This is a genomic window from Enterobacter sp. D2 (assembly GCF_034427575.1).
Taxonomy (GTDB): Bacteria; Pseudomonadota; Gammaproteobacteria; order Enterobacterales; family Enterobacteriaceae; genus Enterobacter; species Enterobacter cloacae_M.
Genome location: NZ_JAXQPP010000006.1, coordinates 33064 through 59584, shown reverse-complemented (window position 1 = coordinate 59584; position 26521 = coordinate 33064). Strand labels below are relative to the sequence as shown.

Annotated in this window: 26 protein-coding genes; 7 read left to right on the top strand and 19 right to left on the bottom strand. The window is 58.0% G+C overall.

The annotated features are described in order from the left end of the window. The first annotated feature begins 109 nt into the window (after window positions 1-109). Window positions 110-598 (top strand): N-acetyltransferase, encoded by a 489-nt coding sequence (gene yhhY, locus SPG90_RS19805; protein WP_045402502.1) that lies wholly within the window; start codon window positions 110-112, stop codon window positions 596-598. Between the two features lie 106 nt (window positions 599-704). Here yhhY and ggt read toward each other — a convergent pair whose 3' ends face one another. Next, window positions 705-2450 (bottom strand): gamma-glutamyltransferase, encoded by a 1746-nt coding sequence (ggt, locus tag SPG90_RS19800; protein WP_183128644.1) that lies wholly within the window; start codon window positions 2448-2450, stop codon window positions 705-707. Between the two features lie 123 nt (window positions 2451-2573). On the opposite strand from ggt, the gene SPG90_RS19795 reads away from it, so the two are divergent. Then, window positions 2574-2951, top strand: a complete 378-nt coding sequence (locus SPG90_RS19795) for a DUF2756 family protein (protein WP_033144399.1) — start codon at window positions 2574-2576, stop codon at window positions 2949-2951. On the opposite strand, the gene ugpQ is transcribed toward SPG90_RS19795, so the two are convergent. The 10 genes from ugpQ to livK form a co-directional block, all read right to left on the bottom strand. Next, entirely contained in the window at window positions 2935-3681 is a 747-nt protein-coding gene (ugpQ, locus tag SPG90_RS19790) for a glycerophosphodiester phosphodiesterase (RefSeq protein ID WP_045355232.1), read from the bottom strand. The genes SPG90_RS19795 and ugpQ overlap by 17 nt on opposite strands. Further along, the gene (locus SPG90_RS19785; protein ID WP_045355230.1) at window positions 3678-4748 is read right to left on the bottom strand and encodes a sn-glycerol-3-phosphate import ATP-binding protein UgpC; all 1071 of its coding nucleotides are present in this window, start codon (window positions 4746-4748) and stop codon (window positions 3678-3680) included. Before SPG90_RS19785 ends, ugpQ begins: the two co-directional genes overlap by 4 nt. Window position 4749: 1 nt before the next feature. Then, window positions 4750-5595, bottom strand: coding sequence for a sn-glycerol-3-phosphate ABC transporter permease UgpE (gene ugpE / locus SPG90_RS19780; protein WP_045402515.1), 846 nt, complete (start codon window positions 5593-5595; stop codon window positions 4750-4752). Continuing rightward, the gene (gene ugpA / locus SPG90_RS19775) at window positions 5592-6479 is read right to left on the bottom strand and encodes a sn-glycerol-3-phosphate ABC transporter permease UgpA (RefSeq protein ID WP_023310026.1); all 888 of its coding nucleotides are present in this window, start codon (window positions 6477-6479) and stop codon (window positions 5592-5594) included. Before ugpA ends, ugpE begins: the two co-directional genes overlap by 4 nt. Window positions 6480-6597: 118 nt before the next feature. Then, entirely contained in the window at window positions 6598-7914 is a 1317-nt protein-coding gene (ugpB, locus tag SPG90_RS19770) for a sn-glycerol-3-phosphate ABC transporter substrate-binding protein UgpB (RefSeq protein ID WP_226483398.1), read from the bottom strand. A gap of 439 nt (window positions 7915-8353) precedes the next feature. Next, window positions 8354-9067: a high-affinity branched-chain amino acid ABC transporter ATP-binding protein LivF gene (livF, locus tag SPG90_RS19765; RefSeq protein WP_008500102.1), complete on the bottom strand. Its 714-nt coding sequence runs from the start codon at window positions 9065-9067 to the stop codon at window positions 8354-8356. 1 nt (window position 9068) lies between these two features. Next, the gene (livG, locus tag SPG90_RS19760; RefSeq protein ID WP_322408286.1) at window positions 9069-9836 is read right to left on the bottom strand and encodes a high-affinity branched-chain amino acid ABC transporter ATP-binding protein LivG; all 768 of its coding nucleotides are present in this window, start codon (window positions 9834-9836) and stop codon (window positions 9069-9071) included. Continuing rightward, the gene (gene livM / locus SPG90_RS19755) at window positions 9833-11110 is read right to left on the bottom strand and encodes a branched chain amino acid ABC transporter permease LivM (protein WP_322408285.1); all 1278 of its coding nucleotides are present in this window, start codon (window positions 11108-11110) and stop codon (window positions 9833-9835) included. The genes livG and livM overlap by 4 nt, the downstream gene beginning before the upstream one ends. Continuing rightward, window positions 11107-12033 (bottom strand): high-affinity branched-chain amino acid ABC transporter permease LivH, encoded by a 927-nt coding sequence (livH, locus tag SPG90_RS19750; RefSeq protein ID WP_013099131.1) that lies wholly within the window; start codon window positions 12031-12033, stop codon window positions 11107-11109. Before livH ends, livM begins: the two co-directional genes overlap by 4 nt. A 46-nt stretch (window positions 12034-12079) precedes the next feature. After that, complete coding sequence (gene livK, locus SPG90_RS19745) at window positions 12080-13189, bottom strand: high-affinity branched-chain amino acid ABC transporter substrate-binding protein LivK (RefSeq protein WP_039264148.1); 1110 nt, start codon at window positions 13187-13189, stop codon at window positions 12080-12082. A gap of 424 nt (window positions 13190-13613) precedes the next feature. On the opposite strand from livK, the gene panM reads away from it, so the two are divergent. Next, the gene (gene panM, locus SPG90_RS19740; RefSeq protein ID WP_023310021.1) at window positions 13614-14003 is read left to right on the top strand and encodes an aspartate 1-decarboxylase autocleavage activator PanM; all 390 of its coding nucleotides are present in this window, start codon (window positions 13614-13616) and stop codon (window positions 14001-14003) included. Between the two features lie 78 nt (window positions 14004-14081). Here panM and livJ read toward each other — a convergent pair whose 3' ends face one another. From livJ to ftsY, 6 genes are all read right to left on the bottom strand, one after another. Further along, complete coding sequence (livJ, locus tag SPG90_RS19735) at window positions 14082-15182, bottom strand: branched chain amino acid ABC transporter substrate-binding protein LivJ (RefSeq protein WP_021242735.1); 1101 nt, start codon at window positions 15180-15182, stop codon at window positions 14082-14084. A gap of 197 nt (window positions 15183-15379) precedes the next feature. Continuing rightward, on the bottom strand, window positions 15380-16645 hold the full coding sequence (locus tag SPG90_RS19730; RefSeq protein WP_045402525.1) for a 4-aminobutyrate--2-oxoglutarate transaminase: 1266 nt from the start codon (window positions 16643-16645) through the stop codon (window positions 15380-15382). Between the two features lie 202 nt (window positions 16646-16847). Beyond that, complete coding sequence (gene rpoH, locus SPG90_RS19725; protein ID WP_023310018.1) at window positions 16848-17705, bottom strand: RNA polymerase sigma factor RpoH; 858 nt, start codon at window positions 17703-17705, stop codon at window positions 16848-16850. Window positions 17706-17956: 251 nt separating this feature from the next. Further along, window positions 17957-19012: a permease-like cell division protein FtsX gene (gene ftsX / locus SPG90_RS19720; protein ID WP_023310017.1), complete on the bottom strand. Its 1056-nt coding sequence runs from the start codon at window positions 19010-19012 to the stop codon at window positions 17957-17959. Further along, window positions 18999-19670: a cell division ATP-binding protein FtsE gene (gene ftsE / locus SPG90_RS19715; protein ID WP_023310016.1), complete on the bottom strand. Its 672-nt coding sequence runs from the start codon at window positions 19668-19670 to the stop codon at window positions 18999-19001. Before ftsE ends, ftsX begins: the two co-directional genes overlap by 14 nt. Before the next feature lie 2 nt (window positions 19671-19672). Then, window positions 19673-21133: a signal recognition particle-docking protein FtsY gene (gene ftsY, locus SPG90_RS19710; protein ID WP_126304270.1), complete on the bottom strand. Its 1461-nt coding sequence runs from the start codon at window positions 21131-21133 to the stop codon at window positions 19673-19675. A gap of 127 nt (window positions 21134-21260) precedes the next feature. Here ftsY and rsmD point away from each other — a divergent pair, with 127 nt between their 5' ends. Further along, window positions 21261-21863, top strand: a complete 603-nt coding sequence (rsmD, locus tag SPG90_RS19705) for a 16S rRNA (guanine(966)-N(2))-methyltransferase (protein ID WP_047173661.1) — start codon at window positions 21261-21263, stop codon at window positions 21861-21863. Then, on the top strand, window positions 21847-22128 hold the full coding sequence (locus SPG90_RS19700; protein ID WP_010436509.1) for a DUF1145 family protein: 282 nt from the start codon (window positions 21847-21849) through the stop codon (window positions 22126-22128). The genes rsmD and SPG90_RS19700 overlap by 17 nt, the downstream gene beginning before the upstream one ends. Window positions 22129-22192: 64 nt before the next feature. Here the strand turns inward: SPG90_RS19700 and SPG90_RS19695 are convergent, their stop codons facing one another. Further along, window positions 22193-22552 (bottom strand): DUF2500 domain-containing protein, encoded by a 360-nt coding sequence (locus SPG90_RS19695; RefSeq protein ID WP_045402536.1) that lies wholly within the window; start codon window positions 22550-22552, stop codon window positions 22193-22195. Between the two features lie 129 nt (window positions 22553-22681). On the opposite strand from SPG90_RS19695, the gene SPG90_RS19690 reads away from it, so the two are divergent. Next, the gene (locus SPG90_RS19690; RefSeq protein WP_023310011.1) at window positions 22682-23308 is read left to right on the top strand and encodes a lysoplasmalogenase; all 627 of its coding nucleotides are present in this window, start codon (window positions 22682-22684) and stop codon (window positions 23306-23308) included. Window positions 23309-23384: 76 nt separating this feature from the next. Next, on the top strand, window positions 23385-25556 hold the full coding sequence (gene zntA / locus SPG90_RS19685; RefSeq protein WP_126304268.1) for a Zn(II)/Cd(II)/Pb(II) translocating P-type ATPase ZntA: 2172 nt from the start codon (window positions 23385-23387) through the stop codon (window positions 25554-25556). An 87-nt stretch (window positions 25557-25643) separates the two neighbouring features. Here the strand turns inward: zntA and ubiA are convergent, their stop codons facing one another. Then, complete coding sequence (ubiA, locus tag SPG90_RS19680) at window positions 25644-26513, bottom strand: 4-hydroxybenzoate octaprenyltransferase (protein WP_023310009.1); 870 nt, start codon at window positions 26511-26513, stop codon at window positions 25644-25646. Between the last annotated feature and the right edge of the window lie 8 nt (window positions 26514-26521).

Genomic DNA, 26521 nt, shown 5'->3' with positions numbered 1-26521 from the left:
ATCATTCTCATTCGCACTTGTCCAATACTTTTTGCAAAAAATAGCGGTTGACTCAAGTTTTAAAGTCATTGATGTTGGAAGGGACGTTTAAATGACTGAGGAATAAGGAATGAGTGAGATAGTGATACGCCACATCGAACCCAGCGATGCAGAAGCTTTGCGCGACATCATGTCGCATCCTGATGTGTATCACGACACGCTACAGCTCCCTCATCCTTCTATGGAAATGTGGCACGAACGCGTTGCGACAAAACCAGGCCGGCGCCATCTTGTTGCCTGTCTGGACCAGCGCGTTATTGGACATATGGCGCTGGACGTAATGGAAAACCCGCGTCGCGGCCACGTTGCCACATTCGGTATCAGCGTGGCTGCGGATATGCAGGGTCGCGGCGTAGGCCGCAGGCTCATGAGCGAGATGATCAATCTGTGTGACAACTGGTTACGCATTGAACGTATCGAACTGACGGTCTTTGCCGATAATCCAGCGGCTGTTGCGCTCTATAAAAATTTTGGTTTTGAAATCGAAGGGACCGGCAGGAAATTTGCCCTGCGCAACGGTGAGTATGTGGATGCGTATTATATGGCGAGAATGAAGTGACACACTCCCCTCACCCCGGCCCTCTCCCCACAGGGGCGAGGGAGAAAAGACCGCACCGTGCAATCCCCTCTCCCCTGCGGGGAGAGGGTTAGAGTGAAGGGAATCGTTAATACCCCGCCGACAAATCATCCACCGACCGCGGATCCGACGCGCCAAACAGCGCCCCGTCCGGCCCGACCATAATGCTCTGGGTGCTGCCCATCGCCTCCTTCACCGCCACCTTCTGCCCGCGCTGTTCAAGCAGCTTGATGGTGTCCGGACTAAAGCCCTTCTCCACGCGCAGCTCGTCCGGCAGCCACTGGTGATGGAAACGCGGTGCGTTGGTCGCTTCGGCGACGTTCATCCCAAAGTCGATGCTGTTCACCACCATCTGCAGCACGGTGGTGATAATACGGCTGCCGCCAGGGCTGCCGGTTACCAGCCAGGTTTTCCCGTCTTTCACGACAATGGTGGGCGACATGGACGACAGCGGACGTTTCTTCGGCCCTACCGCATTCGCATCGCCGCCCACCAGCCCGTAGACGTTCGGCACGCCCGGTTTGGCAGAGAAGTCATCCATCTCGTTGTTCAGCAGAATGCCGCTGTTGCCCGCCACAATCCCGGTACCGAAAGTGGTATTGAGCGTATAGGTCACCGCCACCGCGTTACCGTCTTTATCCACCACCGAGAAGTGGGTGGTCTGGTTGCTTTCGTACGGCGCCAGCTTGCCGGGGCGGATCTCGCTCGACGGTTTGGCCTTGTTGATGTCGATCTGATCGGCAATGGATTTGGCATAGGCCTTGTTGGTCAGCGCCTGCCATGGCACCTTCACGAAGTCCGGATCGCCGAGATATTCCGACCGGTCGGCGTAGGCGCGTTTTTCCGCTTCCGCCATCACCTGCATGGCGTCCGCGCTGCCGAAGCCGAACTTGTGCATATCGAAGTTTTCGAGAATATTGAGGATCTGCACGATGTGGATCCCACCGGAGGACGGCGGCGGCATGGAGAAGACCTCGTATCCGCGATAGGTGCCGCTAATCGGCTCGCGCTCCACCGCCTTGTATTCCGCCAGATCCGCTTTGGTGATGAGCCCGCCGTTCTTCTGCATCTCTTCGGCAATCTGGTCGGCAATCGCCCCTTTGTAGAAGGCGTCCGGGCCGTGCTCCGCAATCAGCTCCAGGCTTTTGGCGAGGTTCTTCTGCACCAGCCGGTCGCCCTTCTTCAGCGGCTCACCGTCTTTCCAGAAGATGGCCTTGCTGTTTTCGTGATTCGGAATGACTTCGCTGCCGTAGGTCTTGAGATCGTCCGCCAGCGCATCGTTTACCACAAAGCCGTCGCGCGCCAGCTTGATGGCAGGCTGCACCACCTTGTTCAGCGGCATCGTGCCGTATTTTTCCAGCGCCAGCGAGAAGCCCGCGACGGTACCCGGCGTGCCGGAAGCAAGATGCGAGGTCAGGGATTTTTTGCTGTCAGGGTTACCCTGATCGTCGAGGAACATATCGCGGGACGCCTGAGAAGGGGCCATTTCGCGGAAGTCGATGGCGGTGGTTTTGCCGTCTTTGGTGCGCAGCATCATAAAACCGCCGCCGCCCAGGTTCCCCGCCTGCGGATGCGTCACCGCCAGCGCATAGCCGACGGCGACCGCTGCATCCACCGCGTTACCGCCCTGCCTGAGAATATCGACGCCCACTTTTGTTGCCAGGGCATCCACTGACGCCACCATGCCATGGGTTGCCCGCACGGGATGAAAAACATCTTCCTCAACGCCGTAAGAGACCGGAGGCGCCGCTGGCGGGTTGGCCGCCACGCTAAATGTACCGCCTGCCATCAGCGCGGCGATGGCGACCCAGCGCAAAAACGTTGGTTTCATCATTATTGTTCTCCAGGTGAAGGGATCCATATTCCCCGCTTAAGCCTGGTTCACAACTCCTAAAAAATCATCGTCATGGTGAAATCGGGGTAAACTTAAGAGAGACCTCAAAAGGAGGAAATGACAATGAAACGCTTATGGATCCTTACGGCGCTGATCCCGTTTGCCGCGCTCGCACAGCCGCTTAACACCATGAACAACCCAAACCAGCAGGGTTATGTCATCCCGAGCCAGCAGCGTATGCAGACGGAGATGATGAGCCAGCAACAGCAGCAGAAAGGGATGCTTAATCAGCAGCTTAAAACGCAGACCCAGATGCAGCAGCAAAGCCTGCAAAATCAGATGAACGCCAACACCCAGCGCGTACAGCAGGGTCAGGTGCGCGAGCAGCCGTTGCCGAATAAAAACGGCGGGATGTTAGGGGGAATGACGTCGTCAGGCAGCGGACAGCAGCACATGCTGCCGCCGCAGTCGAATGGCAGTATGCTTAATCCGCAGAACTAAAATCCGGGCCGATCAGGTCGATTGCATCGGTACAGATGCTATCCACGCCCCAGCGCAGCAGTTCGGCTGCGCGCTGGGGTTTGTTAACCGTGTAGACCAGAATATGCAGACCCGCGTCCTTCAGCATCTTCACCCGCGCCTCATCCAGCAGCCTGTGGTTGAGATGGATAGAAACGCACGCTAAGCGTGTCGTCAGCTCGCGCCAGTCCTCGCGCCACTCGTCAAGCAGCAGCCCGCGCGGCAGCTCCGGCACGGCCGCCTGTGCGGCCTCCAGCGCATCGATTTCAAATGATGACAGCAGCGGCGCGGTCATCCCTTCCCACAGCTCGCGCGCGGCCAGGGCAATGACTTTGCCCGTCAGCGGCCCGGTGCCGGTGGTCGGTTTGATTTCGATGTTGGCCATCATCCCGTGCAGGCGACAGCGATCGGCCACTTCCGCCAGCAGCGGCAGCGGTTCGCCTTTAAATTCGCCGCTGTACCAGCTTCCGGCGTCGACCTTCAACAGATCGCGCCACGGCAGCTCGCCAGCCACGCCCCATCCGTTGCTGGTGCGTTCGAGGTTATCGTCATGCAGCAGGAAAATCTCGCCGTCTTTCGACAGCTTGGCGTCGAACTCGATCATCGTGTGACCGTAGCGTGCGCCAACGTCAATCGCCGCCAGCGTATTTTCCGGCGCCAGCTTACCGCCGCCGCGGTGGGCGACGACGTGGGGATAAGGCCAGTTGCTCATACTCGTTGTCCTGTTTCACCGTCAAACAGGTGCAGATGATTTTCCGGCAGGTGTAGCCAAAGCGTGCTGCCTGCTTTAGGGCGCTCCTGATGTGCCAGCCGCACCACCATTTTTTGCTCGCCCCAGCGCCCGTGCGCCAGGTTATCTGCACCCAACATCTCCAGCGTGTCCATCACCAGCGGCACGCCGCCTTCCGCCTGAGAGGTTAAACCAATATGTTCCGGGCGGATACCAAGCGTCATCTTACGCCCGGCGTGGCCACGATAGTACCAGTTGATCGGCAATGCCATCCCGCTTTCCAGCTCAAAGTGCGTGCCCGCATTGCTGATACGCCCTTCCAGCAGATTCATCGCCGGGCTGCCGATAAAGCTCGCCACGAAACGGGTGGCCGGTTTCTCGTAGACCTCCACCGGGGTACCAATCTGCTCGGCAACGCCTTTGTTCATCACCATCACGCGCTGGGCGAGGGTCATGGCTTCAACCTGATCGTGGGTGACGTACAGAGAGGTGGTTTTCAGACGACGGTGCAGCTGCTGCAGCTCAAGACGCATCTGCACGCGCAGCCTGGCGTCGAGGTTAGACAGCGGCTCATCGAACAGAAATACCGCCGGATCGCGCACGATGGCGCGCCCCATTGCCACGCGCTGGCGCTGGCCGCCGGAGAGCTCGCGCGGGCGGCGCTTCAGCAGGCCGTCCAGCTCGAGAATACGCGCCGCCTCTTTCACCCGCTCGTCGATAAGGCCTTTGCCCATGCCGCGGATTTTCAGCCCCCAGGCCATGTTCTCTTCCACGCTCATGTGCGGATAGAGGGCGTAGTTCTGGAACACCATCGCAATGCCTCTGTCTTTCGGCTCCATCTCGGTGACGCGCTGACGATCAATCCAGATATCCCCGGAGGTTACGCGCTCCAGCCCCGCCACCATGCGCAGCAGGGTGGATTTGCCGCAGCCGGACGGGCCGACCATCACGATGAATTCCCCGTCCGCCACGTCGAGCGTCAGCGGCTGAATCACCTGGGTTTTACCATCCCAGCTTTTGGTTACTGCCTGAAGTTTTAAACCTGCCATCTTATTTCTCGCTATCGACCAGGCCGCGGACAAACGCGCGCTGCATGGCTAAAACAATGACTACGGGTGGGATAAGGGTGAGCAGCATCGCCGCCATCACCTGGTTCCAGAGGGTGGTGCCTTCGCCGGTGGCGATCATGCCTTTGATGCCCGCCACGGCGGTGCCGAGGTTGACGTCCTGAATAATTAGCAGCGGCCACAGGTACTGGTTCCAGCCGTATATAAAGGTGATCACAAACAGCGCCGCAAGGTTGGTTTTCGACAGCGGCAGCACGATGTCGCGGAAGAAGCGCATCGGCGACGCGCCGTCGATGCGTGCCGCTTCAATCAGCTCGTCCGGCAGAGTCATAAAGAACTGGCGGAACAGGAAGGTGGCGGTCGCCGAGGCCATCAGCGGCAGGGTTAAGCCCGCGTAGCTGTCGAGCATCTTCAGGTTGGCGATCACCTCCACCGTCGGGAAGATACGCACCTCTACCGGCAGCATCAGCGTAATGAAGATCATCCAGAAGAAGAGGTTACGCAGCGGAAAGCGGAACCAGACGATGGCGAAGGCCGAAAGCATCGACACCGTAATTTTGCCGACCGTAATGCCAAACGCCATGATGAAGCTGTTGAGCATCATCAGCCAGAACGGCGCGCTGTTGGCGCCCACTCCCTGGGTCCAGATGGTCTTCATGTTCTCGAACAGATGCCCGCCGGGGAGCAGCGTCATCGGCGTGTCGAACACCGCTTTGGTGTCCAGCGTGGCGGCGACGAACGCCACGTACAGCGGGAAGAGGATGACGATGATCCCTAAAATCAGCATGGTATGGCTGAAAATCGTCAGCCCGCGACGGTTCTCAATCATTGGTAGCGCACCTTACTTTCGACATAGCGGAACTGCACCACCGTGAGGATGATGACGAGGAACATCAGCACAACCGACTGCGCGGCGGAGGCGGAGAGATCCAGCCCCGCAAAGCCTTCGCGGTAGATTTTGTAAATCAGCGTCGTGGTCGCCTGTACCGGACCGCCTGCGGTCGCCGCATCGATCACCGGGAAGGTGTCGAAGAAGGCGTACACGAGGTTAACCACCAGCAGGAAGAAGCTCACCGGGGCGATCAGCGGCAGCGACAGTCTGAAGAAACGACGAATGGGCCCAGCCCCGTCGATGGCAGCGGCTTCCACCAGCGAGCGCGGGATGGACTGCAGCGCGGCAAAGAAGAACAGGAAGTTGTAGCTGATCTGCTTCCACACCGAGGCGAACACCACCAGAAACATCGCCTGGCCGCTGTTCTGGGCGTGGTTCCAGTCGTAGCCCAGTTCGGCCAGGAAGTGGGTAATCAACCCGCGCCCGGGGTTAAACAGGAAGATCCACAGCACGGCAGCGACGGCGGGAGCCACGGCGTAAGGCAGCAGCATCAGGGTTTGATAAATACGGCTGCCGCGCACTACATAGTCCACCAGCGCGGCGAAAAACAGCGAGGCAACCAGACCGCTGACGGTCACCAGCGCGCTGAACTTCATCGTCGTCCAGAAGGAGTCCAGGTAGTAGCTGTCATGGAACAGCGCGGTAAAGTTGTCCAGGCCAACAAACTGGCTGGAGAGCCCGAACGGATCGACGCTTTGTACCGAGTACCACAGCGCTTCGCCCGCAGGCCAGATAAAGAAGATAACGGTGATGACCAGCTGCGGCGCGACCAACAGGTACGGAAGCCAGCGGGAACGGAACACCGGACGGGATGATGACATTGAGATTTGGTTCCTGGCGATTTCTGTTTTCTCCCTCTCCCTGGGGAGAGGGTTGGGGTGAGGCATCAGGCCGCATTAATCCGTAGGCCCGGAACGCTGCGCGTCACCGGGCATTTTTTTACGATTTCGTCGACTGCTCAAAGCGGCGCAGCAGCTGATTCCCGCGCTCTACCGCAGAATCCAGCGCCTGCTGTGGCGTTTTCTTACCGGTCCACACGCTTTCCAGCTCTTCATCCACGATGGTGCGGATCTGCGGCATGTTGCCCAGACGCAGGCCTTTGGTGAACGGCAACGGCGGCTTGTTCAGCATCTGACGCGTCGCGATGTCCGCCCCTGGGTTCTTGCTGTAGAAGCCCTGCTCGCGGGTCAGGTCGTACGCGGCTTTGGTGATCGGCAGGTAGCCGGTCTTCTGATGCCATTCGGCGGCGTTTTCAGGCTTCGCCAGGAAGTCGAGGAACTCGGCCACCCCTTTGTAGGTGCCCTTGTCTTTACCCTGCATCACCCACAGGCTCGCTCCGCCGATGATGGCGTTCTGCGGCGCGCCCTTCACGTCAGCGTCGTACGGCATCATGCCCACGCCGTAGTTGAATTTGGCGTAGTGGCGGATATCCGCCAGCGAGCCGGAAGAGGCGGTGGTAATGGCGCAGTCGCCGCTGTAGAACTTCTCGGTGGATTCGTCTTTACGCCCGAAGTAGCTAAAGTCGCCCTTCTTGTTCAGATCGGCAAGCAGCGCGATGTGCTTCACCTGCTCCGGCTTGTTGAACTCTAGTACCGCATCGGTGCCGTCGAAGCCGTTATTTTTGGTCGCCACCGGCAGGCCATGCCAGGCGCTGAAGTTTTCAATCTGGATCCAGCCCTGCCAGCCGCTGGCGTAGCCGCACTTCATCCCCGCCGCTTTCAGCTTCGCGGTGTACTCCGCCAGGTCCTGCCAGGTTTTTGGCGGCTGCTCCGGGTCTAAACCGGCTTTTTTGAAGGCGTCTTTGTTGTAGTACAGCACCGGCGTGGAGCTGTTAAACGGCTGAGACAGCAGATGGCCGGTTTTGGAATCGGTGTAGTAACCCGCTACGGTCGGCACGAACTGCGACTCATCGAAGTTGATGCCCGCTTCTTTGAACACTTCATAGACCGGCTTGATGGCTTTGGAGGCCATCATGGTGGCGGTACCCACTTCATAAACCTGCAACAGCGCTGGCGCGTTGCCGGTACGGAAGGCGGCGATGCCCGCGCTCAGACTCTGCTCATAGTTACCTTTGTACACCGGCACAATTTTGTAATCCGGATGGGCGTCGTTGAAACGCTGCGCCAGGGAGTCAACTTCTTTACCCAACTCCCCTTCCATGGAATGCCAGAACGGAATGGTGGTCACAGCCATTGCGTTCGCCGCAAAAGCCAGACCCAGTGCCAGACCCAAAGCTGTGTGTCGTAACGATGTCATTGTCATCTCTCTTATTGTGCCGGATGCGCGATATCACGCGTTTTATGCTCGCGAGGTAACATGACATGCTCGAATTACAGAAAAATAACTGTTTGTTTACAGATAAGTGACAGCCAGGCGTCAGGGGGATGATGGTTGTGTGAAGGGGGATGGGGGTTAGGTGCGGTCTGGTGCCCTCACCCCAGCCCTCTCCCACAGGGAGAGGGAGCAAACATTAAAAAAGGCAACTTGCGTTGCCTTTTTGCTTTTACCTCGTGCGGTCTGGAGCCCTCACCCCGACCCTCTCCCACGGGGAGAGGGAGCAAACACTAAAAAAGGCAACTTGCGTTGCCTTTTTGCTTTTACCTCGTGCGGTCTGGAGCCCTCACCCCGACCCTCTCCCACGGGGAGAGGGAGCAAACACTAAAAAAGGCAACTTGCGTTGCCTTTTTGCTTTTACCTATCCGCCCAGGTACGCGCTCCGCACCGCCTCGTTCGCCAGCAGCGCGTCGCCGGTATCCTCCAGCACCACGCGGCCGTTCTCCAGCACGTAGCCACGGTCGGCGAGCTTCAGCGCCTGGTTGGCGTTCTGCTCGACGAGGAAGATAGTCATCCCCTCTTTGCGCAGCTGCTCAATGGTGTCAAAAATCTGCTGGATGATGATCGGCGCCAGACCGAGCGACGGTTCGTCCAGCAGCAGCAGGCGCGGTTGGCTCATCAGCGCGCGGCCAATCGCCAGCATCTGCTGCTCACCGCCGGACATGGTGCCCGCACGCTGGATGCGGCGCTCCCACAGGCGCGGGAAGAGTTCGTATACCCACTTGATGCGGGTCTGGTATTCATCGCGGTGAGCGAAGAAACCGCCCATCGCCAGGTTCTCTTCCACCGTCATACGCGAGAATACGCGGCGCCCTTCCGGAACAATCGCCACCGCCTCGCGCATGATTCTGGCGGTCTGCCAGTCGGTAATGTCTTTACCATCGAACACAATACGCCCGCTGGTGGCGCGCGGGTCGCCGCACAGGGTGCCGAGCAGCGTGGTTTTGCCCGCGCCGTTGGCGCCAATCAGGGTCACGATTTCACCCTGATTGATATGCAGGCTGACGTCGTGCAGCGCCTGGATCTTGCCGTAGTGCGCGTTGACCTTGTCGAACGTTAACATCGCTTTTTCCATCTTATGCCTCACCAAGGTATGCGCGGATCACGTCCGGGTTGTTGCGGATCTCTTCCGGCGTGCCGTTAGCCAGCGGCGTGCCCTGGTTTACCACGTAGATACGGTCCGAAATGCCCATCACCAGCTTCATGTCGTGCTCAATCAGCAGGATGGTGGTGTCGTGACTGTCGCGCAGCTCGGCAATCAGCTCGTCCAGCTCTTTGGTCTCTTTCGGGTTGAGGCCCGCCGCCGGTTCGTCGAGCATCAGGATTTCCGGCTGGGTGACCATGCAGCGCACAATCTCCAGACGACGCTGGTCGCCGTAGGCCAGATTACTCGCCTGGCGGTTAGCGTGCTGCAGCAGGCCAATTCGGTCGAGCCAGGTGGCGGCGCGATCGAGCGCTTCATCCTGGGCGCGGCGGAAGGCCGGGGTTTTCAACAGGCCGGAGAAAAGCCCGGTTTTCAGCTGCTGATGCTGCGCAACCAGCAGGTTCTCAATCACCGTCATCTCGCGGAACAGACGCACGTGCTGGAAGGTACGCACCACGCCCATGCGGGCAATCTGCTGGCCCGGCAGCCCTTCAAGGTGCTTGTCGCGCAGCAGGATGGTGCCGCCCGTCGGCTTGTAGAAGCCGGTCAGGCAGTTAAAGACCGTGGTTTTCCCGGCGCCGTTCGGACCAATCAGGGAGACAATCTCTTTCTTGTGCAGATCCAGTGACACATTGTTGACCGCCAGCAGGCCGCCAAAACGCATCATCAGACCGTTAACGGATAATAATGGCTGACTCATGCCTGATCTCCTTTCGCTTGCCCGTTCTTCAGCTTCAGCTGTGGACGAGTCATCGGCAGCAAGCCCTGCGGACGCCAGATCATCATCAGCACCATCAAACCACCCAGCATCAGCATGCTGTATTCGTTAAAGTCGCGCATCAGCTCGCGCGAGACCACCAGCAGGATGGCCGCGAGGATAACGGCGAACTGCGAGCCCATCCCGCCGAGCACCACAATCGCCAGCACAAAGGCGGATTCGGCAAAGGTGAACGATTCCGGGCTAACGAAGCCCTGACGGGCGGCAAACAGCGTTCCGGCGAAACCGGCAAACGCGGCGCTGATGGTGAACGCGGTCAGCTTGATGCGGGTCGGGTTCAGGCCCAGGGAGCGGCAGGCGATCTCATCTTCACGCAGCGCTTCCCACGCGCGGCCCAGCGGCATGCGCAGCAGACGGTTAATCACGAACAGTGTGATCACCACCAGCAGCAGCGCCACCAGATAGAGCCAGATTACGCGGTCGGACGGGTCATACTTCACGCCGAAGAAGTTACTGAAGGTATCCCAGCCGCCTTCACGGGCGGTACGGCTGAACTCCAGGCCGAAGAAGGTCGGTTTCGGGATCTGGCTGATGCCGTTCGGGCCGCCGGTCACTTCGGTGTTATTCAGCAGCAGGATACGGACGATTTCTCCGAAGCCTAAGGTCACAATCGCCAGGTAGTCACCGCGCAGGCGCAGCACCGGGAAGCCAAGCAGGAAGCCAGCAGCGGCAGAGACCAGCCCCGCCAGCGGCAGGCAGGTCCAGAAGCCGAGGCCGTAATAGTGGTTCAGCAGCGCGAAGGTATAGGCGCCGATGGCGTAGAAGCCGCCGTAGCCCAGCACCAGCAGGCCCGAGAGCCCCACGACCACATTCAGACCGAGGCCGAGAATCACGTAGATCATGGTCAGAGTGGCGATATCCACGGTGCCGCGAGACACCACAAACGGCCACGCCACGGCGGCCACCAGCAGCGCCACGAGGAACAGCTTCTGCTTAACCGTAGACCCGTCGATGGCCGGCAGAACGAATTTCGGCCCGGAGACGTTTTTCAGCGACTTCTGGAACAGCGGACGCAGCAGCTGGAACAGGAACACCACGGCAGTGCCGATAAATACCCACTGCCAGCGGATGTCGGGGGCGGTATCCACCACCAGCTTCGTCCCGTCCAGACCTAACTGGACGCCCATAAAGACGCCTGCCAGCACGAAGAACATGGCGGCAGAGAGCAGCGCCATTGCAAAATGCATCGGTTTCATACTTTCTCTACCTCCGGACGGCCCAGAATGCCGGTAGGCATGACCAGCAGAACCAGAATCAGCAGGGCAAACGACACCACGTCTTTATATTCCGTGCTCAGATACGCCGAGGAGAGCGCTTCCGCCACGCCCAGGATCAGGCCGCCGATCATCGCCCCCGGAATACTGCCGATACCGCCCAGAACCGCCGCGGTGAAGGCTTTCATCCCGGCCATAAAGCCGATGTACGGGTTGATCACGCCGTAGAACTGGCCGAGCAGCACGCCTGCGACGGCCGCCATCGCGGCGCCAATTACGAAGGTCAGGGCAATCACGCGGTCGGTGTTGATGCCGAGCAGGCTCGCCATCTTCAGGTCTTCTGCGCAGGCGCGGCAGGCGCGTCCCATCCGCGAGTAGCGGATGAACAGCGTCAGGGCCAGCATCGCAATAAAGGTCACGACCCAGATAACCAGCTGCATGGTGGTGATAGAGGCCGAGAAGTTTTCACTGGCCCCCACAATCCACTGGCCGTTAAACAGGCTTGGCAGCGCCACGTCGCGCGAGCCTTCGGTCAGGCTGACGTAGTTTTGCAGGAAGATCGACATCCCGATCGCGGAAATCAGCGCAATCAGACGCTTGGAGCTGCGCACCGGCCGGTAGGCCACGCGCTCGATGCTCCAGCCGTAGGCGCTGGCAATCACAATCGCGCCAACAAACCCGGCGGCGACCAGCAGCCAGCTGCTGTCGATGCCCATCATCATCAGGGCGGCGATAATCATGAAAGAGACGTAGCTACCGATCATGTACACCTCGCCGTGGGCGAAGTTGATCATGCCGATAATGCCGTAAACCATCGTATAGCCGATGGCGATCAGCGCGTAGGTGCTTCCCAGCGTAACGCCGTTAAACATCTGCTGCAGGAAATAGAGAAACTGCTCGGACATATGCAAACCTTTTTATACCCGCCCGTCATGCCGGGCGGTGGGATGATTATTTGGCGGCCGAGGATGAACCGTCGGCGTGCCACTTAAAGACACCAAACTCAAATCCCTTCAGATCGCCTTTCTCATCCCAGTTCAGCGGCCCAATCACGGTGTTCGCCCCGTGTGCTTTTAAATCTTTAACCAGATCCAGCGGTTCTTTGCTGCCGGAGCGATCCAGCGCGGTGGCCAGAGACTGTACGGCCGCGTAGGTGATCCAGACATACGGACCACTCGGATCTTTCTTCTGCGCCTTGAGCGCATCCACGATAGCCTTGTTGGCCGGATCCTGGTCATAGCGTTTTGGCATCGTCACCAGCATGCCTTCAGCAGAATCCCCGGCGATGTTCGACAGAGAGGCATTGCCCACGCCCTCTGGCCCCATAAACTGGGTCTTCAGACCGGTGGCGCGCGCCTGACGCAGCATCTGCCCCATCTCCGGGTAGTAGCCGCCGTAGTAAACAAAGTCGATATTCTCTTTTTGCAGGCGGGCAATCAGCGCGGAGAAGTCTTTCTCACCGGCGGTAATGCCGTCGAAGAAGACGATGTTCGCGCCGCCTTTTTTCAGGCCGTCCTGCACGGAGCGCGCCAGGCCTTCGCCGTACTGCTGTTTGTCATGAATAATGGCAATGCGCTGTGGCTTAACGGTCTCGAGGATGTATTTGGCGGCGGTGGGGCCCTGCGAGGAGTCCAGACCGGCGGTACGCATAATGTGCTGGTAGCCGCGCTGGGTCAGTTCCGGGTTCGTTGCGCCTGGGGTGATCATCAGTATGCCTTCGTCTTCGTAGATATCAGACGCAGGCTGCGTGGAGGATGAGCACAGGTGGCCGATCACATACTGGATACCGTCATTGACGATTTTGTTGGCGACCGCGACGGCCTGTTTAGGATCGCAGGCGTCGTCATATTCCACGCCCACCAGCTTGTCGCCTTTGATGCCGCCCTTAGCGTTGATGTCTTTGATGGCCTGGCGCGCGCCGTTGAACTCCATGTCACCCCACTGGGCAACAGGGCCGGACATCGCCCCCACTACCGCAACCTTAATGTCGTCTGCCATAGCGGCATGCGAGATCGACAGTGCGACCATCCCCGCGATTAACGTCTTCGCGTTCCTTTTCATCTCTGAATCCCCATTCGTGATGTCGTGTTTATATTTTGTTTTATTATGGTTAAAAAGCATTCTGTACTTTTAATGAACAACGCTATTTTTACCAGTGCCTTTAATGGTTTAGCGCAGTTTTTTGTCAAAAACCAGACTAAAATCTCTATTTTTCAGGCGATTAAGAAAAGATAATATTCTGAAATCAGGCAGAGATAAACAAATAAAAGTGCAGTTTGCAGCATAAAATAACGGTACAAAGCGCCGAATAAATCACTACCGTTCAGGTTAAAATTCTGCTTATTTTTCGATCCATGTGTTTTCAAACTGCCCATCGCGTTGCCAAAAAACTAATCACCTGGTTAATGAGAATAAAAAGAGGAAGCCGCTGAGTGAATAAATTGAGTACACTGCCCCTACTCAATCTGATTTGGACAAGTGGCTAATGAAACTGACTATCGTGCGTCTGGTGACCTTTAGCGACCAGGATCATATCGACCTGGGCAAGATCTGGCCGGAATATTCCCCTTCGTCGCTGCGCGTTGATGAGACCCACCGCATTTATGCCGCGCGTTTTAACGAACGCCTGCTGGCTGCGGTTCGCGTCACCCTGAGTGGTACAGAAGGGGCGCTGGACTCGCTGCGCGTGCGTGACGTCACCCGTCGTCGCGGTGTGGGACAGTATTTAATTGAAGAAGTGATCCGCGAAAACCCGAGCGTGACCTCATGGTGGATGGCTGACGTGGGCGTGGAAGACCGCGGCGTGATGGCGGCGTTTATGCAGGCGTTAGGGTTTACGGCGCAGGAGAGCGGTTGGGAGAAGCGCCAGGGCTGATTTGTGCTGCCTGATGCCCTCACCCACGGGGAGAGGGAGAAAACATTAAAAAAGGCAACTTACGTTGCCTTTTTGCTTTTATTTTGCGTCTGTCGCCGTGCCGTTAGCATGCCAGTCAAACACGCCGAACTCAAAGCCCTTCAGGTCGCCCTTCGTGTCCCAGGAGAGTGGTCCCATGACGGTCTCGACGGTATTCGCTTTCAGCCAGGTGGCAATCTCAGCCGGATCGGCCGACTGGTTCAGGCCCGCCTGCAGCGACTGCAGCGCCGCGTAGGTGGTCCAGACGAACGCGCCGCTTGGATCCTGTTTCTTCGCCTTGATGGCATCTACGATAGGTTTGTTCGCAGGGACCTGATCGTAGTTCTTCGGTTTGGTTACCAGCAGGCCTTCGGCTGATTCACCCGCAATGTTGGACAGGGAAACGTTCGCTACGCCTTCCGGCCCCATAAACTGGGTTTTCAGGCCCGCAGCGCGCGCCTGGCGCAGGATCTGGCCCATTTCCGGGTGGTAGCCACCGTAGTAAACGAAATCAATATTCTCTTTCTTCAGACGCGCTACCAGGGTGGAGAAGTCTTTCTCACCGGCAGTGATCCCGTCGAAGAACACCACGTCGGCATTCGCTTTCTTGAGGTTATCCTGCACTGAACGCGCCAGACCTTCACCGTACTGCTGCTTGTCATGAACGATGGCAATGCGCTTCGGCTTCACTTTTTCAACGATGTATTTCGCCGCGGTTGGGCCCTGGTCTGAGTCCAGGCCGGTGGTGCGCAGGGTCAGCTTGTAGCCACGCGCGGTAAGCTCCGGTGCGGTCGCTGCCGGGGTGATCATCAGAATACCTTCGTCTTCGTAGATGTCAGACGCGGGCTGAGTAGAGGAAGAGCACAGGTGACCGATAACGTATTTGATCCCGTCGTTCACCACTTTGTTCGCGACCGCGACCGCTTGTTTCGGGTCACAGGCATCATCATATTTTACGATCTGCAGTTTTTCGCCTTTGATACCGCCCTTAGCATTAATGTCTGCAACCGCCTGTTCAGCGCCGGTAAATTCCTGGTCGCCGTACTGTGCTACCGGACCGGACATTGCGCCAACCACAGCCACCTTGATGTCTGCCTGTGCCATGGTGCTGAATGCCAACGCGATACATCCTGCCAGTAACGCTTTACCCTTCATGTTCATCCTGAGATTCCCCATTATTATGGTTATTACGATTGTTGTGATGTTGTTGTGCAGCGCTTTATGTCAGTTATAGGTGTGCTGTCCGCGCTTTTTCAGCATACTCTGCTAAAACATACCCGATTTTTATGATTTTGGAATAGCTAATTTGAAATGAATATATGATAAGCCCGGCAGGGATTTTCGCCGGGCATATGGCTTTAACGTGTCAGCGACGCGGAGATAATGTCCAGCGCTTTACGGAATTGCGCTTCAGGAATCGTCAGCGGATAGAGGAAACGAATGACGTTGCCGTAGACGCCGCAGCTCAGCAGCAGCAGCCCTTCCTGCAACGCGCGATCCTGCACCTGGCGGGTAAATTCCGGCGAAGGCTGCCCCGTTTGCGGGTCGTTAAACTCCACCGCCACCATCGAGCCCTGCGCGCGAATGTCAGCGATATACGGGCAGCGTTCCTTCGCCTTATTCAGCACTTCCACCAGGTGGTGGCCAAGATGCGCCGAGCGCGTGCAGAGATCCTCTTCATCAATCACGTCGAGCACGGCATGTGCCGCCGCAATCGCCAGCGGGTTTCCGGCGTAGGTACCGCCCAGCCCGCCAGGCGCGGGTGCGTCCATCACCTCCGCACGGCCAGAAACCGCCGAAAGCGGCATCCCGCCCGCCAGGCTTTTCGCCATGGTGATTAGATCGGGCTTCACGCAGTGGTGTTCCATCGAGAACAGCTTGCCGGTACGGGCGAAGCCGCTTTGCACCTCGTCGGCAATCAGCAAAATACCGTGGGTGTCGCACAGGGCGCGCAGCGCCTGCATAAAATCAGCTGGCGCAATGTTGAAACCGCCCTCTCCCTGAACCGGTTCGAGAATAATGGCCGCGACCTGGTCGGGTGCGATATCCGCTTTAAAGATGCGTTCCAGGCTTTTCAACGCTTCCGCCGTGCTGACGCCGTGCAGTTCATTCGGATACTGCGCGTGATACACCGAACCGGGGAACGGGCCAAAGCCGATCTTATACGGCGCAACTTTGCCGGTCAGCGCCATGGTCATAAAGGTGCGACCGTGGAACGCGCCGCCAAAGGTGATAAGGCCTGGACGTTTGGTGTACGCCCGGGCAATTTTGACCGCGTTTTCGACCGCCTCTGCCCCCGTGGAGAAGAACGCGGTTTTGGCCGGACCGTCAACGGGCACGCGCTGGTTGATGCGCTCGGCAAGCGCGACATAGCCTTCGTACGGCACAATCTGGTACGCCGTATGGGTAAACGCGTGGAGCTGTTTTTCAATAGCGGAAATGACTTTTGGATGGCGATGGCCGGTATTCAGCACCGCGATCCCGGCGGCGAAGTCGATGTACTCGTTGCCTTCCACGTCCCACACCGTGGCGTTTTCAGCTTTATCAGCATAGAAGTTACACATTACGCCGATGCCGCGCGGCGTCGCCTGTAAACGCCGGTCGTTCAGTTCGTTATTTTTCACCCTGTCCCCCTGAGAAAGTCGCCTGCTTAGCGCATCAGTAAGTGTTTGCCAGGGGGAGGGAATTCGCCAGAGCGGGCGCTAAAANCGCCTGCTTAGCGCATCAGTAAGTGTTTGCCAGGGGGAGGGAATTCGCCAGAGCGGGCGCTAAAAAAACAAAACCCCCAGACTTTCATCCAGGGGTTCTCGGTGTACTTCGCGGAAATTACGCTTCGATAGCGGCGCGAAGTTTTTTCATGGCGTTCTTTTCAAGCTGACGGACACGTTCCGCAGAAACGCCGTAGCGGTCGGCCAGCTCCTGCAGCGTGGACTTGTTGTCTTCGTCCAGCCAGCGGGCGCGGATAATATCCTGGCTACGCTCGTCGAGGCCTTCCATCGCATGGGTCAGCTTGTTCGCGGCCTGATCTTCCCAGTTATCCTCTTCGATGCCGTCAGCAAAGTTCGAGGTTTTATCCTGCAGATACAGAACCGGTGCCATCGGCTGGCTGTCAGATGCGTCGTCGTCGGAGGACATATCAAAGGTCATGTCCTGCGCGGCCATACGGGATTCCATCTCACGCACGTCTTTGCTGGTTACGCCCAGCTCGCGCGCCACCATTTCCACTTCATCCTGGTTGAACCAGCCCAGACGCTGCTTGGCTTTACGCAGGTTGAAGAACAGTTTGCGTTGCGCTTTTGTCGTGGCGACTTTCACGATACGCCAGTTGCGCAGCACGTATTCATGAATTTCTGCTTTGATCCAGTGCACAGCGAAGGAGACGAGTCGCACACCCACTTCCGGGTTAAAGCGACGCACAGCCTTCATCAGGCCGATGTTACCTTCCTGAATCAAGTCCGCCTGCGGCAGGCCATAGCCCGCATAGTTACGAGCAATGTGAACAACAAAGCGCAGGTGAGACAGGATCAGCTTTTTCGCTGCTTCCAGATCGCCCTGGTAATGCAGCTTTTCAGCAAGCTCCTTTTCTTCCTCGGCCGTTAACATCGGCCAGGTGTTCGCAGCCCGGATATAAGATTCCAGGTTACCAACAGGGGCTAAAGCTAAAGTTTGCATTTCTTTGGTCATTCATTCCTCTCAATGTTTCTTCTGGTCCTGGTCGTCCCCGTCAGGCAACAACCATGCCAAAGCGTTTGAGCAACGAGATTAGCATTCACTCTTTTATCAGACAGTGATTTTATCCACAAGTTCCAGGTGCAACGGTGAATAAATTACGCACAAATTGTGACATGGAGATGATAACAGGGGAAGCGACAACAGGGACGCTTTCCCTGCAGAGCGAGCATCTCGGTGCAGGGAAAGATTATATCACGCTTTTATTAGTCGGGAGTAAAGTGACGTAAATGTTGAACGGTTGCCAGCCAGGCTGCCACCCACCCAATCATCGAACACACCAGCAGCAGCAACAGGCACTCATCGAAGCCTAAGCCACTGATATCAAACTTTGTTCCGAAAACCTGCGCCACTTCAGTGACGGCAGACGAAAGCCGCATCACCAAAATTTCTGACAATATCAGTGAAAGAAATGCGCCGGAAAAACCGAGCAGTGCACCGCCGTAAAGGAACGGTCGGAGGATGAAACCATCCGTTGCACCAATCAGTTTCTGCACGTTGATGGTATCGCGACGGGCGAAAATGCTCAGGCGCACGCTGTTACCGATGACGAGGAAGACCGCCGCCACCATCAGCACGCCAATCATCGCCGCGACGCGTCCTACCAGCCCGGTCAGGGCAGAGAGACGCGCAAACCAGCTGTCGTCCATGCGCACTTCATCAATGCCCTTAATGCGCGTGATGCGATCGCGCAGGGTGTTAAGCGAATCGGTCCCCTGGAAATCCAGCTTCGGGATCACCACCGCAACGGCGGGCAGCGGGTTCTCTTCGAGCATATCCAGCGCGCCGCCAAAGCCAGACCAGTTACGGAACTCGCCCAGCGCGTCTTCACGTGAGAGATAGTTGACCTTCTCCACGCCCTGCTCGGCCTGGATTTGCCCAACCACCTGCGCGGCGGCGTTATCATCGAGCGCTTTATCCATATAGACCGTGATCTGCGGAGACGGATAATACTGTGAGGCCGCCTGGTTGACGTTTTTATAGACCATATAGCAGACGCTTGGCAGCGTCAGGGAGATGGCGATCACCATCACCGTCAGGAACGTCGCCAGCGGTTTGCTTTTCAGATCCTGCAGCGCGCCGTGGAAAGCGTAGCGCACCTGCTCGTTGAACACGTTGGTTTTACGGGAGGCCGGTTTTGGCGCGGCCTTCTGGCGCTTCGGCGCATTACGATTGCCGTCACCACCGCCCTGCGGCTTACGGAAACGGTCAAACCGGTTCCCGAACTGCCGAATCTGGTTTATTGCATCACGCTTGTTCACCGTGGCCTCCGTGCAAATGCCCGTCGCTCAGGGTCAGCATGCGGTACGAACGACGGGAAATGAGCCCGATGTCGTGCGTCGCCATCAATACGGTGACTCCTACGCGGTTAAATTCCTCAAACAGACGCAAAATCCCTTCTGACAGAGCATCGTCCAGGTTACCGGTCGGTTCATCCGCCAGCAGTACGGCAGGCTTGTTCACCACCGCGCGGGCGATGCCCACGCGCTGCTGTTCACCGCCGGAGAGCTGGATCGGGAAGTTCTTCGCTTTGTCCAGCAGCCCGACCTTATCCAGCGCCGCAGAAACGCGACGGCGGATATCGTCATAGCTGGCGCCGGCAATAATCAGCGGAATGGCCACGTTATCGAAAACGGTGCGATCCATCAGCAGGTGGTGATCCTGGAAAATCATGCCGATCTGACGACGCAGGAACGGCACTTCGCGGTTTTTCAGGCGGCTGATCTCATGACCGCCGAAAAAGATTTTCCCGGCGCTTGGCCGCTCGATCCCACAGATAAGCTTGAGCAGGGTACTTTTCCCCGCGCCGGAATGGCCGGTCAGGAATGCCATCTCGCCCGGCTGCAGGTGGAATGTCACCCCCTGCAGCGCTTGTCTCCCACCGAGATAGGCCTTGCTGACGTGTTCAAAGCGAATCATTGTTAGTCCTCTCGGGCAAATAATGCCTCAATAAAGTCGTCCGCCTTAAACGGACGTAAATCCTCAATACGCTCGCCCACACCGATGTAGCGGATAGGAATGCCGAACTGATCGGCCACGGAGAAGATCACCCCGCCTTTCGCGGTGCCGTCCAGCTTGGTCAGCGCGATCCCGGTCAGTCCTACCGCTTCAGTGAACAGCTTCGCCTGGCTGATGGCGTTCTGTCCGGTGCTGGCATCAATGGTCAGCATAATTTCATGCGGCGCGTCTTCGTCCAGCTTCTTCATGACGCGGACGATTTTCTTCAACTCTTCCATCAGGTGCGATTTGTTCTGCAAACGCCCTGCGGTATCGGCAATCAGCACGTCCACGTTGCGCGCCTTCGCCGCCTGGATGGCATCGAAGATCACGGACGCGGAATCCGCGCCGGTATGCTGGGCAATCACCGGAATGTTGTTGCGCTGGCCCCAAACCTGCAGCTGCTCAACCGCTGCCGCGCGGAAGGTATCGCCCGCCGCCAGCATCACCGATTTGCCCTGCTGCTCGAACTGACGCGCCAGCTTGCCGATGGTGGTGGTTTTACCCACGCCGTTCACGCCAACCATCAGAATAACAAATGGCGTTTTGCCTTCAATATTAAGCGGTTCGTCAACTTTTGCGAGAATTTCGCCCATCTCGTCTTTCAGCAGGCCGTACAGCGCTTCGGCGTCGCGCAGCTGTTTGCGGCTCGCCCCTTCGGTCAGATTGGCGATGATCTTACGGGTGGTTTCCACGCCGACGTCCGCAATCAGCAGCTGTTCTTCCAGCTCTTCAAAGAGATCGTCGTCGATCTTCTTACCGCGGAACAGACTGATAAATCCGGAACCTAAGTTTTCTTTGGTTTTGAGCAGGCTGCGCTTCAGGCGCGCGAAGAAACCTTCTTTGGTCGGTTTTTCCTGCTCCTGGACGCTCTCTTCTTCGGCCTGCTCTTCTACCGACACGACGATGACCGCTTCTTCCGCGGCTTCTGCCGCCAGCGCCTGGGCTTCCAGCTCTTCGTCGGTCAGCTCTGGCTCAAGTGCCGCGTCTTCCTCCACCGCCTCAACAATTTCAACGGTTTCCGCTTCCGCCTGCCACTCTTCGGCAGAAACCTCTTCGTCTTTGACCTCTTCCGGCAGCGTAAGCTCTTCGTGTTCGATAGCGGCCTGTGGCGCTTCGGTAACGGCTTCGACGACAACCGGTTCTGGCTTCTCGCTCTCCTGAACCTGTTCAGTGATCTCAACCACCTCTTCAGCAAAGGTTTCAATCTCTTCTTTGCTGTGCGCCGTTTCTTCCGCTTCGACAACCGCGGCGGTTTCTACAGGCGTTTCAGGCTGCGACTGCTCTTCAACGGCTTGTTGCTCTTCGGTTTTCTGTTCTGTTTCTTGCTCTTTTTCACCGAAGCCCAGCCAGGAAAAGAAGCCACGTTTTTTTTGTTTTGCCATCTGCGACTACACTCCTCGCGGCGCTATATACATGGAAGCTAAAAAAATGATGAAATAGTCTAACACTTTACTTAATTGACATCACCGCCCGCAATCGCAGGCCAATTGTTAACAGAGCTTTCCTGAGATGAAGAAACCCAACCGCGCCCCGGCCGGTCAAATTCGTATTATCGGCGGTCAGTGGCGAGGCCGGAAATTACCGGTGCCGGACAGCCCCGGTTTACGCCCTACTACCGACCGCGTGCGCGAGACGCTGTTTAACTGGCTGGCCCCGTCAATGGTAGACGCCCACTGCCTGGACTGCTTCGCCGGAAGCGGCGCGCTGGGGCTTGAAGCGCTGTCGCGCTATGCCGCCAGCGCCACGCTGCTGGAGATGGAGCGCGGCGTTGCGCAGACGCTGCAGCAAAATCTGGCGACGCTAAAGGCGAGCAACGCCAAAGTCGTGAACACCAACACGCTGAGTTTTCTTGCGCAGAAAGGCACGCCGCATAACGTGGTGTTTGTCGATCCGCCGTTCCGCAAGGGGCTGCTGGAAGAGACGTTATCCCTGCTGGAGCAAAACGGCTGGCTGGCGGATGACGCGCTAATTTACGTTGAAAGCGAAGTGGAAAAAGGTTTGCCGCCGGTTCCCGCCCACTGGGATCTGCACCGCGAAAAGGTCGCTGGTCAGGTGGCCTATCGTCTTTATCACCGTCAGGCACAAGGAGGCTCCGATGCCGGTACTGATTAACCTGGGACGTTTGCTGATGCTGGGCGTCTGGGCATTTTTGATTTTAAATCTGGTGCACCCGTTCCCGCGCCCGATGAATATTTTCGTTAACGTCGCGCTGATTTTCACGTCGTTCATGCACGCCCTGCAGATGGTGATGCTGAAAAACGGTCTGCCGAAAGACGGCCCGCAGATGACGGGCTGGCAGCAGCTGCGCGTGTTTATTTTCGGCGTGTTTGAGCTGCTGGTATGGATGAAGAAGTTTAAGGCGCAGGTGAAGAAGTAAGGCGCGGCCTGATGCCCTCACCCTAACCCTCTCCCAAGGGGAGAGGGCCGGGGTGAGGGGAAAATTACCGCTCCGGTTCAAACCCTTCAAACCGCGACCCTTTGTAACTCAACGTCCCTTTCTCCCCCACCGTCAGCTGATGATACTGCTGCGCCTCCAGGCGGAAGGTTATCTCCAGGCCGCCCGCTTCCGGCTTAAAGCTCGCTTCATAGCGCATTGCTGTGCCCGCAGGCGTCACCTGCTGCTGGCGCGAGCGGCGGTCGTTGAGCGGTTTTTCGCGTTTGTTGGTCACCTCCACGCGCTTTTGCATCAGCGGCGCGGCATCGTTATCCGCCTTCTCGCGGCGCTGCTGCACGAAGCGGAACGAGGCGGCAATGACGATAATCGCTACCACGATAATGAAAAACAGCGGCATCTTGCTCATTCTACAATCCCATCAGATTATGCGGAATTCAGGATACCCTGCCTTCCCCGGCATTGCCAAACGCCCGCCCGCGTCACTACACTGGATCAGAAACTGATTATTCAGACTTAACAGATACAGGGAGTTAATATGCTTTGGTCATTTATCGCTGTCTGTTTTTCCGCATGGCTTTATGTCGATGCGTCGTACCGTGGTCCCACCTGGCAGCGCTGGCTGTTTAAACCCGTCACGCTGTTGCTCCTGTTGCTGCTGGCCTGGCAAGCGCCGATGTTCAACGCCGTCAGCTATCTGGTGCTCGCCGGACTGTGTGCATCCCTGATTGGCGATGCCTTAACCCTGCTGCCACGCCAGCGCCTGCTCTACGCCGTTGGGGCGTTCTTCCTGTCGCATCTGCTCTATACCATCTACTTTGCCAGCCAGATGACGCTCTCCTTCTTCTGGCCGCTGCCGCTGGTGCTGCTGGTGATTGGCGCGCTGCTGATTGCGGTGATCTGGTCACGTCTGGAAGAGATGCGTTTGCCGGTCTGTACGTTTATCGCCATGACGCTGGTGATGGTGTGGCTGGCGGGCGAGCTGTGGTTCTTCCGTCCGACCGCTCCGGCGATGTCCGCGTTCTTCGGCGCCGCGCTGCTGCTGATCGGGAATATCGTGTGGCTGGGCAGCCACTATCGCCGCCGCTTCCGGGCGGATAACGCGATAGCCTCCGCCTGTTACTTTGCCGGGCATTTCCTGATTGTGCGTTCGCTGTATATCTAAATAGCGCTTGACTCTGGAGTCGACTCCAGAGTGTATGCTGCGGTTAATGAGAAAATTATCATTGCCGGAGACTGCCATGTCGACTCCAGAAATACCTAAAAAAGTTCCTCAATTCTCGGCACTTAAGCTCAGCCCGGCTCCGTCGAAAGACGACTGCTGCTGCGAAGGCGCGTGCGAAACGCCAACTCAACCCCTTCCTGAAAGCGGCAACCGCTACAGCTGGGTCGTCAACGGAATGGACTGCGCGGCCTGCGCCCGCAAGGTGGAAAACGCCGTCAAGCAGGTGCCGGGCGTGAGTCACGTTCAGGTGCTGTTCGCCACCGAAAAGCTGCTGGTCAGCGCCGATAGCGACGTCAGCAAACAGATTGAAGCCGCCGTCAGCAAGGCGGGCTATACCCTGCGCAGCGAAACGGCGCCCGTTGAAAAAGCCTCCTCCCTGAAAGAAAACCTGCCGCTCATTACCCTCACCATCATGATGGCCCTGAGCTGGGGTCTGGAGCAGATTAATCATCCGTTCGGCAATCTGGCGTTTATCGCCACCACGCTGGTCGGCCTGTTCCCGATTGCCCGTCAGGCGCTGCGCCTGATGAAAAGCGGCAGCTGGTTTGCAATCGAAACGCTGATGAGCGTGGCGGCAATCGGCGCGCTGTTCATTGGCGCGACGGCAGAAGCGGCGATGGTGCTGCTGCTGTTCTTAATCGGCGAACGTCTTGAGGGCTGGGCGGCGAGCCGGGCGCGTAAAGGGGTCAGCGCGCTGATGGCGCTGAAGCCGGAAACCGCCACTCGCGTGATAATCGGCACGCGTGAAACGGTCGCCATCAATACGCTGCGCCCGGGCGACGTGATTGAGGTGGCCGCAGGGGGGCGTCTGCCCGCAGACGGCGCGCTGCTTATCGCCACCGCGAGCTTTGATGAAAGCGCCCTGACCGGGGAATCCATTCCGGTAGAGCGTGCCGCGGGTGAAAAAGTACCTGCTGGCGCCACCAGCGTCGACCGTCTGGTGCAGCTCACCGTGCTTTCCGAGCCGGGCGACAGCGCCATCGACCGTATCCTGAAGCTGATTGAAGAGGCCGAAGAGCGCCGCGCGCCGGTCGAACGCTTTATCGATCGCTTCAGCCGAATTTATACCCCTGCCATCATGCTGGTTGCCCTGCTGGTCACCGTCGTCCCGCCGCTGTTACTTGGCGCGCCGTGGGAGGGCTGGATTTATAAAGGGCTGACGCTGCTGCTGATTGGCTGCCCGTGCGCGCTGGTGATTTCCACCCCGGCTGCGATTACCTCAGGTCTTGCGGCGGCGGCGCGTCGCGGCGCGCTGATTAAGGGCGGCGCGGCGCTGGAGCAGCTGAGCCAGGTCCAGCATATCGCCTTCGATAAAACCGGTACGTTAACCGTGGGTAAGCCGCAGGTAACCGGCGTATATCCGCAGGAAATCAGTGAAGATGAGCTGCTGACCCTGGCCGCCGCCGTTGAACAGGGGTCCACTCACCCGCTGGCGCAGGCGATTGTGCGTGAAGCGCAGGCGCGCGGGCTGGACATCCCTCCGGCAACCGCCCAGCGGGCGCTGGTCGGGTCAGGGATTGAGGCCATCGTTGACGGTAAAAAGGTGCTGATTGTCGCGGCGGGCAAGTCTTCTAATCCAGAGGTTGAGGCGTTAGAACAGACCGGACAAACCGTCGTGACCGTTATGCAGGACGGCGTCGCGAAAGGGATGCTGGCGCTGCGCGATACCCTGCGCGATGACGCCAAAGAAGCCGTGGCGGCGCTGCACAAGCTGGGCGTGCAGGGCGTTATACTCACCGGTGATAACCCTCGCGCGGCGGCAGCGATTGCCGGTGAGCTGGGGCTGGAGTTTAAAGCCGGACTGTTGCCTGCGGATAAGGTCAGCGCCGTGACGGAGCTGAACGCTCGCGCGCCGCTGGCAATGGTCGGTGACGGGATTAACGATGCCCCGGCGATGAAAGCGTCCACCATCGGTATAGCGATGGGCAGCGGTACCGACGTGGCGCTGGAAACGGCCGACGCGGCATTGACGCACAACCGCCTGACCGGGCTGGCGCAGATGATTAGCCTGGCGCGCGCGACGCGGGCCAACATCCGTCAGAACATCGGCATTGCGCTCGGGCTGAAAGGAATTTTCCTCGTGACGACCCTGCTCGGCATGACCGGATTGTGGCTGGCGGTGCTGGCGGATACCGGGGCAACGGTACTGGTGACGGCGAACGCGCTCCGGCTGCTGCGTCGCCGATAAAAAAAGCCCGGTGGCGCTAGCGCTTACCGGGCCTCCATGTCCTGCTAACTCGTAGGTCGGGTAAGGCGAAGCCGCCACCCGACTTTTTTATAAGAAATAGCTCATCGCCAGGCCTAAAAACAGCACCAGACCAACGTAGTTATTGTTCATAAACGCTTTAAAACAGGCGTCACGTTCACGCCTGGCGATCAACTTCTGCTGATAAGCAAACAGCAGTCCCGCCACCAGCACGGACCAGTAAAACTCCCAGTTCAGCCCGTTCAGGCGACCGATCGCAACCATCAGCGCCAGTACCGCAACCTGCAGGATACCGATAATCAGCTTGTCCTGACGACCAAAGAGGATGGCGGTGGACTTGATGCCAATCTTCAGGTCATCGTCGCGATCTACCATCGCGTATTGCGTGTCATACGCCACGGCCCAGAGAATGTTCGCCAGGAACATCAGCCAGCAGCTGAGCGGTAAGGACTCACTAACCGCCGCAAACGCCATCGGAATCGACCAGCCAAACGCTGCGCCCAGCACCACCTGAGGCAGGTGGGTATAGCGCTTCATAAACGGATAAACCCAGGCTAACGCCAGCGCCGCAACGGAAAGCAGAATGGTCATGGTGTTGAGGGTTAACACCAGCAGGAAAGAGAGCAGCACCAGAACAATGAACAGCACACGGGCTTCTTTCCCGGTGACCTGCCCGCTGGGTAACGGACGACCGGCAGTACGCTTAACATGACCGTCGAATTTACGATCGGCATAGTCATTCACCACGCAGCCCGCCGCGCGCATCAGCCAGACGCCGGCAACGAACACGGCCAGGATCCACAGCGGCGGCACGCCCGGCGTGGCGAGCCACAGCGCCCACAGGGTCGGCCACAGCAACAGTAACGCGCCAATGGGTTTATCGGTACGCATTAAGCGGTGATACGCCAACAGCTTATTCTGCGTCAGGCTCCACTCCATTTTTTCTT

Coding starts and splice junctions, on each gene's coding strand:
- yhhY (WP_045402502.1), top strand. CDS start 110: ATGAGTGAGATAGTGATACGCCACATCGAACCCAGCGATGCAGAAGCT.
- ggt (WP_183128644.1), bottom strand. CDS start 2,450: ATGATGAAACCAACGTTTTTGCGCTGGGTCGCCATCGCCGCGCTGATG.
- SPG90_RS19795 (WP_033144399.1), top strand. CDS start 2,574: ATGAAACGCTTATGGATCCTTACGGCGCTGATCCCGTTTGCCGCGCTC.
- ugpQ (WP_045355232.1), bottom strand. CDS start 3,681: ATGAGCAACTGGCCTTATCCCCACGTCGTCGCCCACCGCGGCGGCGGT.
- SPG90_RS19785 (WP_045355230.1), bottom strand. CDS start 4,748: ATGGCAGGTTTAAAACTTCAGGCAGTAACCAAAAGCTGGGATGGTAAA.
- ugpE (WP_045402515.1), bottom strand. CDS start 5,595: ATGATTGAGAACCGTCGCGGGCTGACGATTTTCAGCCATACCATGCTG.
- ugpA (WP_023310026.1), bottom strand. CDS start 6,479: ATGTCATCATCCCGTCCGGTGTTCCGTTCCCGCTGGCTTCCGTACCTG.
- ugpB (WP_226483398.1), bottom strand. CDS start 7,914: ATGACATCGTTACGACACACAGCTTTGGGTCTGGCACTGGGTCTGGCT.
- livF (WP_008500102.1), bottom strand. CDS start 9,067: ATGGAAAAAGCGATGTTAACGTTCGACAAGGTCAACGCGCACTACGGC.
- livG (WP_322408286.1), bottom strand. CDS start 9,836: ATGAGTCAGCCATTATTATCCGTTAACGGTCTGATGATGCGTTTTGGC.
- livM (WP_322408285.1), bottom strand. CDS start 11,110: ATGAAACCGATGCATTTTGCAATGGCGCTGCTCTCTGCCGCCATGTTC.
- livH (WP_013099131.1), bottom strand. CDS start 12,033: ATGTCCGAGCAGTTTCTCTATTTCCTGCAGCAGATGTTTAACGGCGTT.
- livK (WP_039264148.1), bottom strand. CDS start 13,189: ATGAAAAGGAACGCGAAGACGTTAATCGCGGGGATGGTCGCACTGTCG.
- panM (WP_023310021.1), top strand. CDS start 13,614: ATGAAACTGACTATCGTGCGTCTGGTGACCTTTAGCGACCAGGATCAT.
- livJ (WP_021242735.1), bottom strand. CDS start 15,182: ATGAACATGAAGGGTAAAGCGTTACTGGCAGGATGTATCGCGTTGGCA.
- rpoH (WP_023310018.1), bottom strand. CDS start 17,705: ATGACCAAAGAAATGCAAACTTTAGCTTTAGCCCCTGTTGGTAACCTG.
- ftsE (WP_023310016.1), bottom strand. CDS start 19,670: ATGATTCGCTTTGAACACGTCAGCAAGGCCTATCTCGGTGGGAGACAA.
- ftsY (WP_126304270.1), bottom strand. CDS start 21,133: ATGGCAAAACAAAAAAAACGTGGCTTCTTTTCCTGGCTGGGCTTCGGT.
- rsmD (WP_047173661.1), top strand. CDS start 21,261: ATGAAGAAACCCAACCGCGCCCCGGCCGGTCAAATTCGTATTATCGGC.
- SPG90_RS19700 (WP_010436509.1), top strand. CDS start 21,847: ATGCCGGTACTGATTAACCTGGGACGTTTGCTGATGCTGGGCGTCTGG.
- SPG90_RS19695 (WP_045402536.1), bottom strand. CDS start 22,552: ATGAGCAAGATGCCGCTGTTTTTCATTATCGTGGTAGCGATTATCGTC.
- SPG90_RS19690 (WP_023310011.1), top strand. CDS start 22,682: ATGCTTTGGTCATTTATCGCTGTCTGTTTTTCCGCATGGCTTTATGTC.
- zntA (WP_126304268.1), top strand. CDS start 23,385: ATGTCGACTCCAGAAATACCTAAAAAAGTTCCTCAATTCTCGGCACTT.
- ubiA (WP_023310009.1), bottom strand. CDS start 26,513: ATGGAGTGGAGCCTGACGCAGAATAAGCTGTTGGCGTATCACCGCTTA.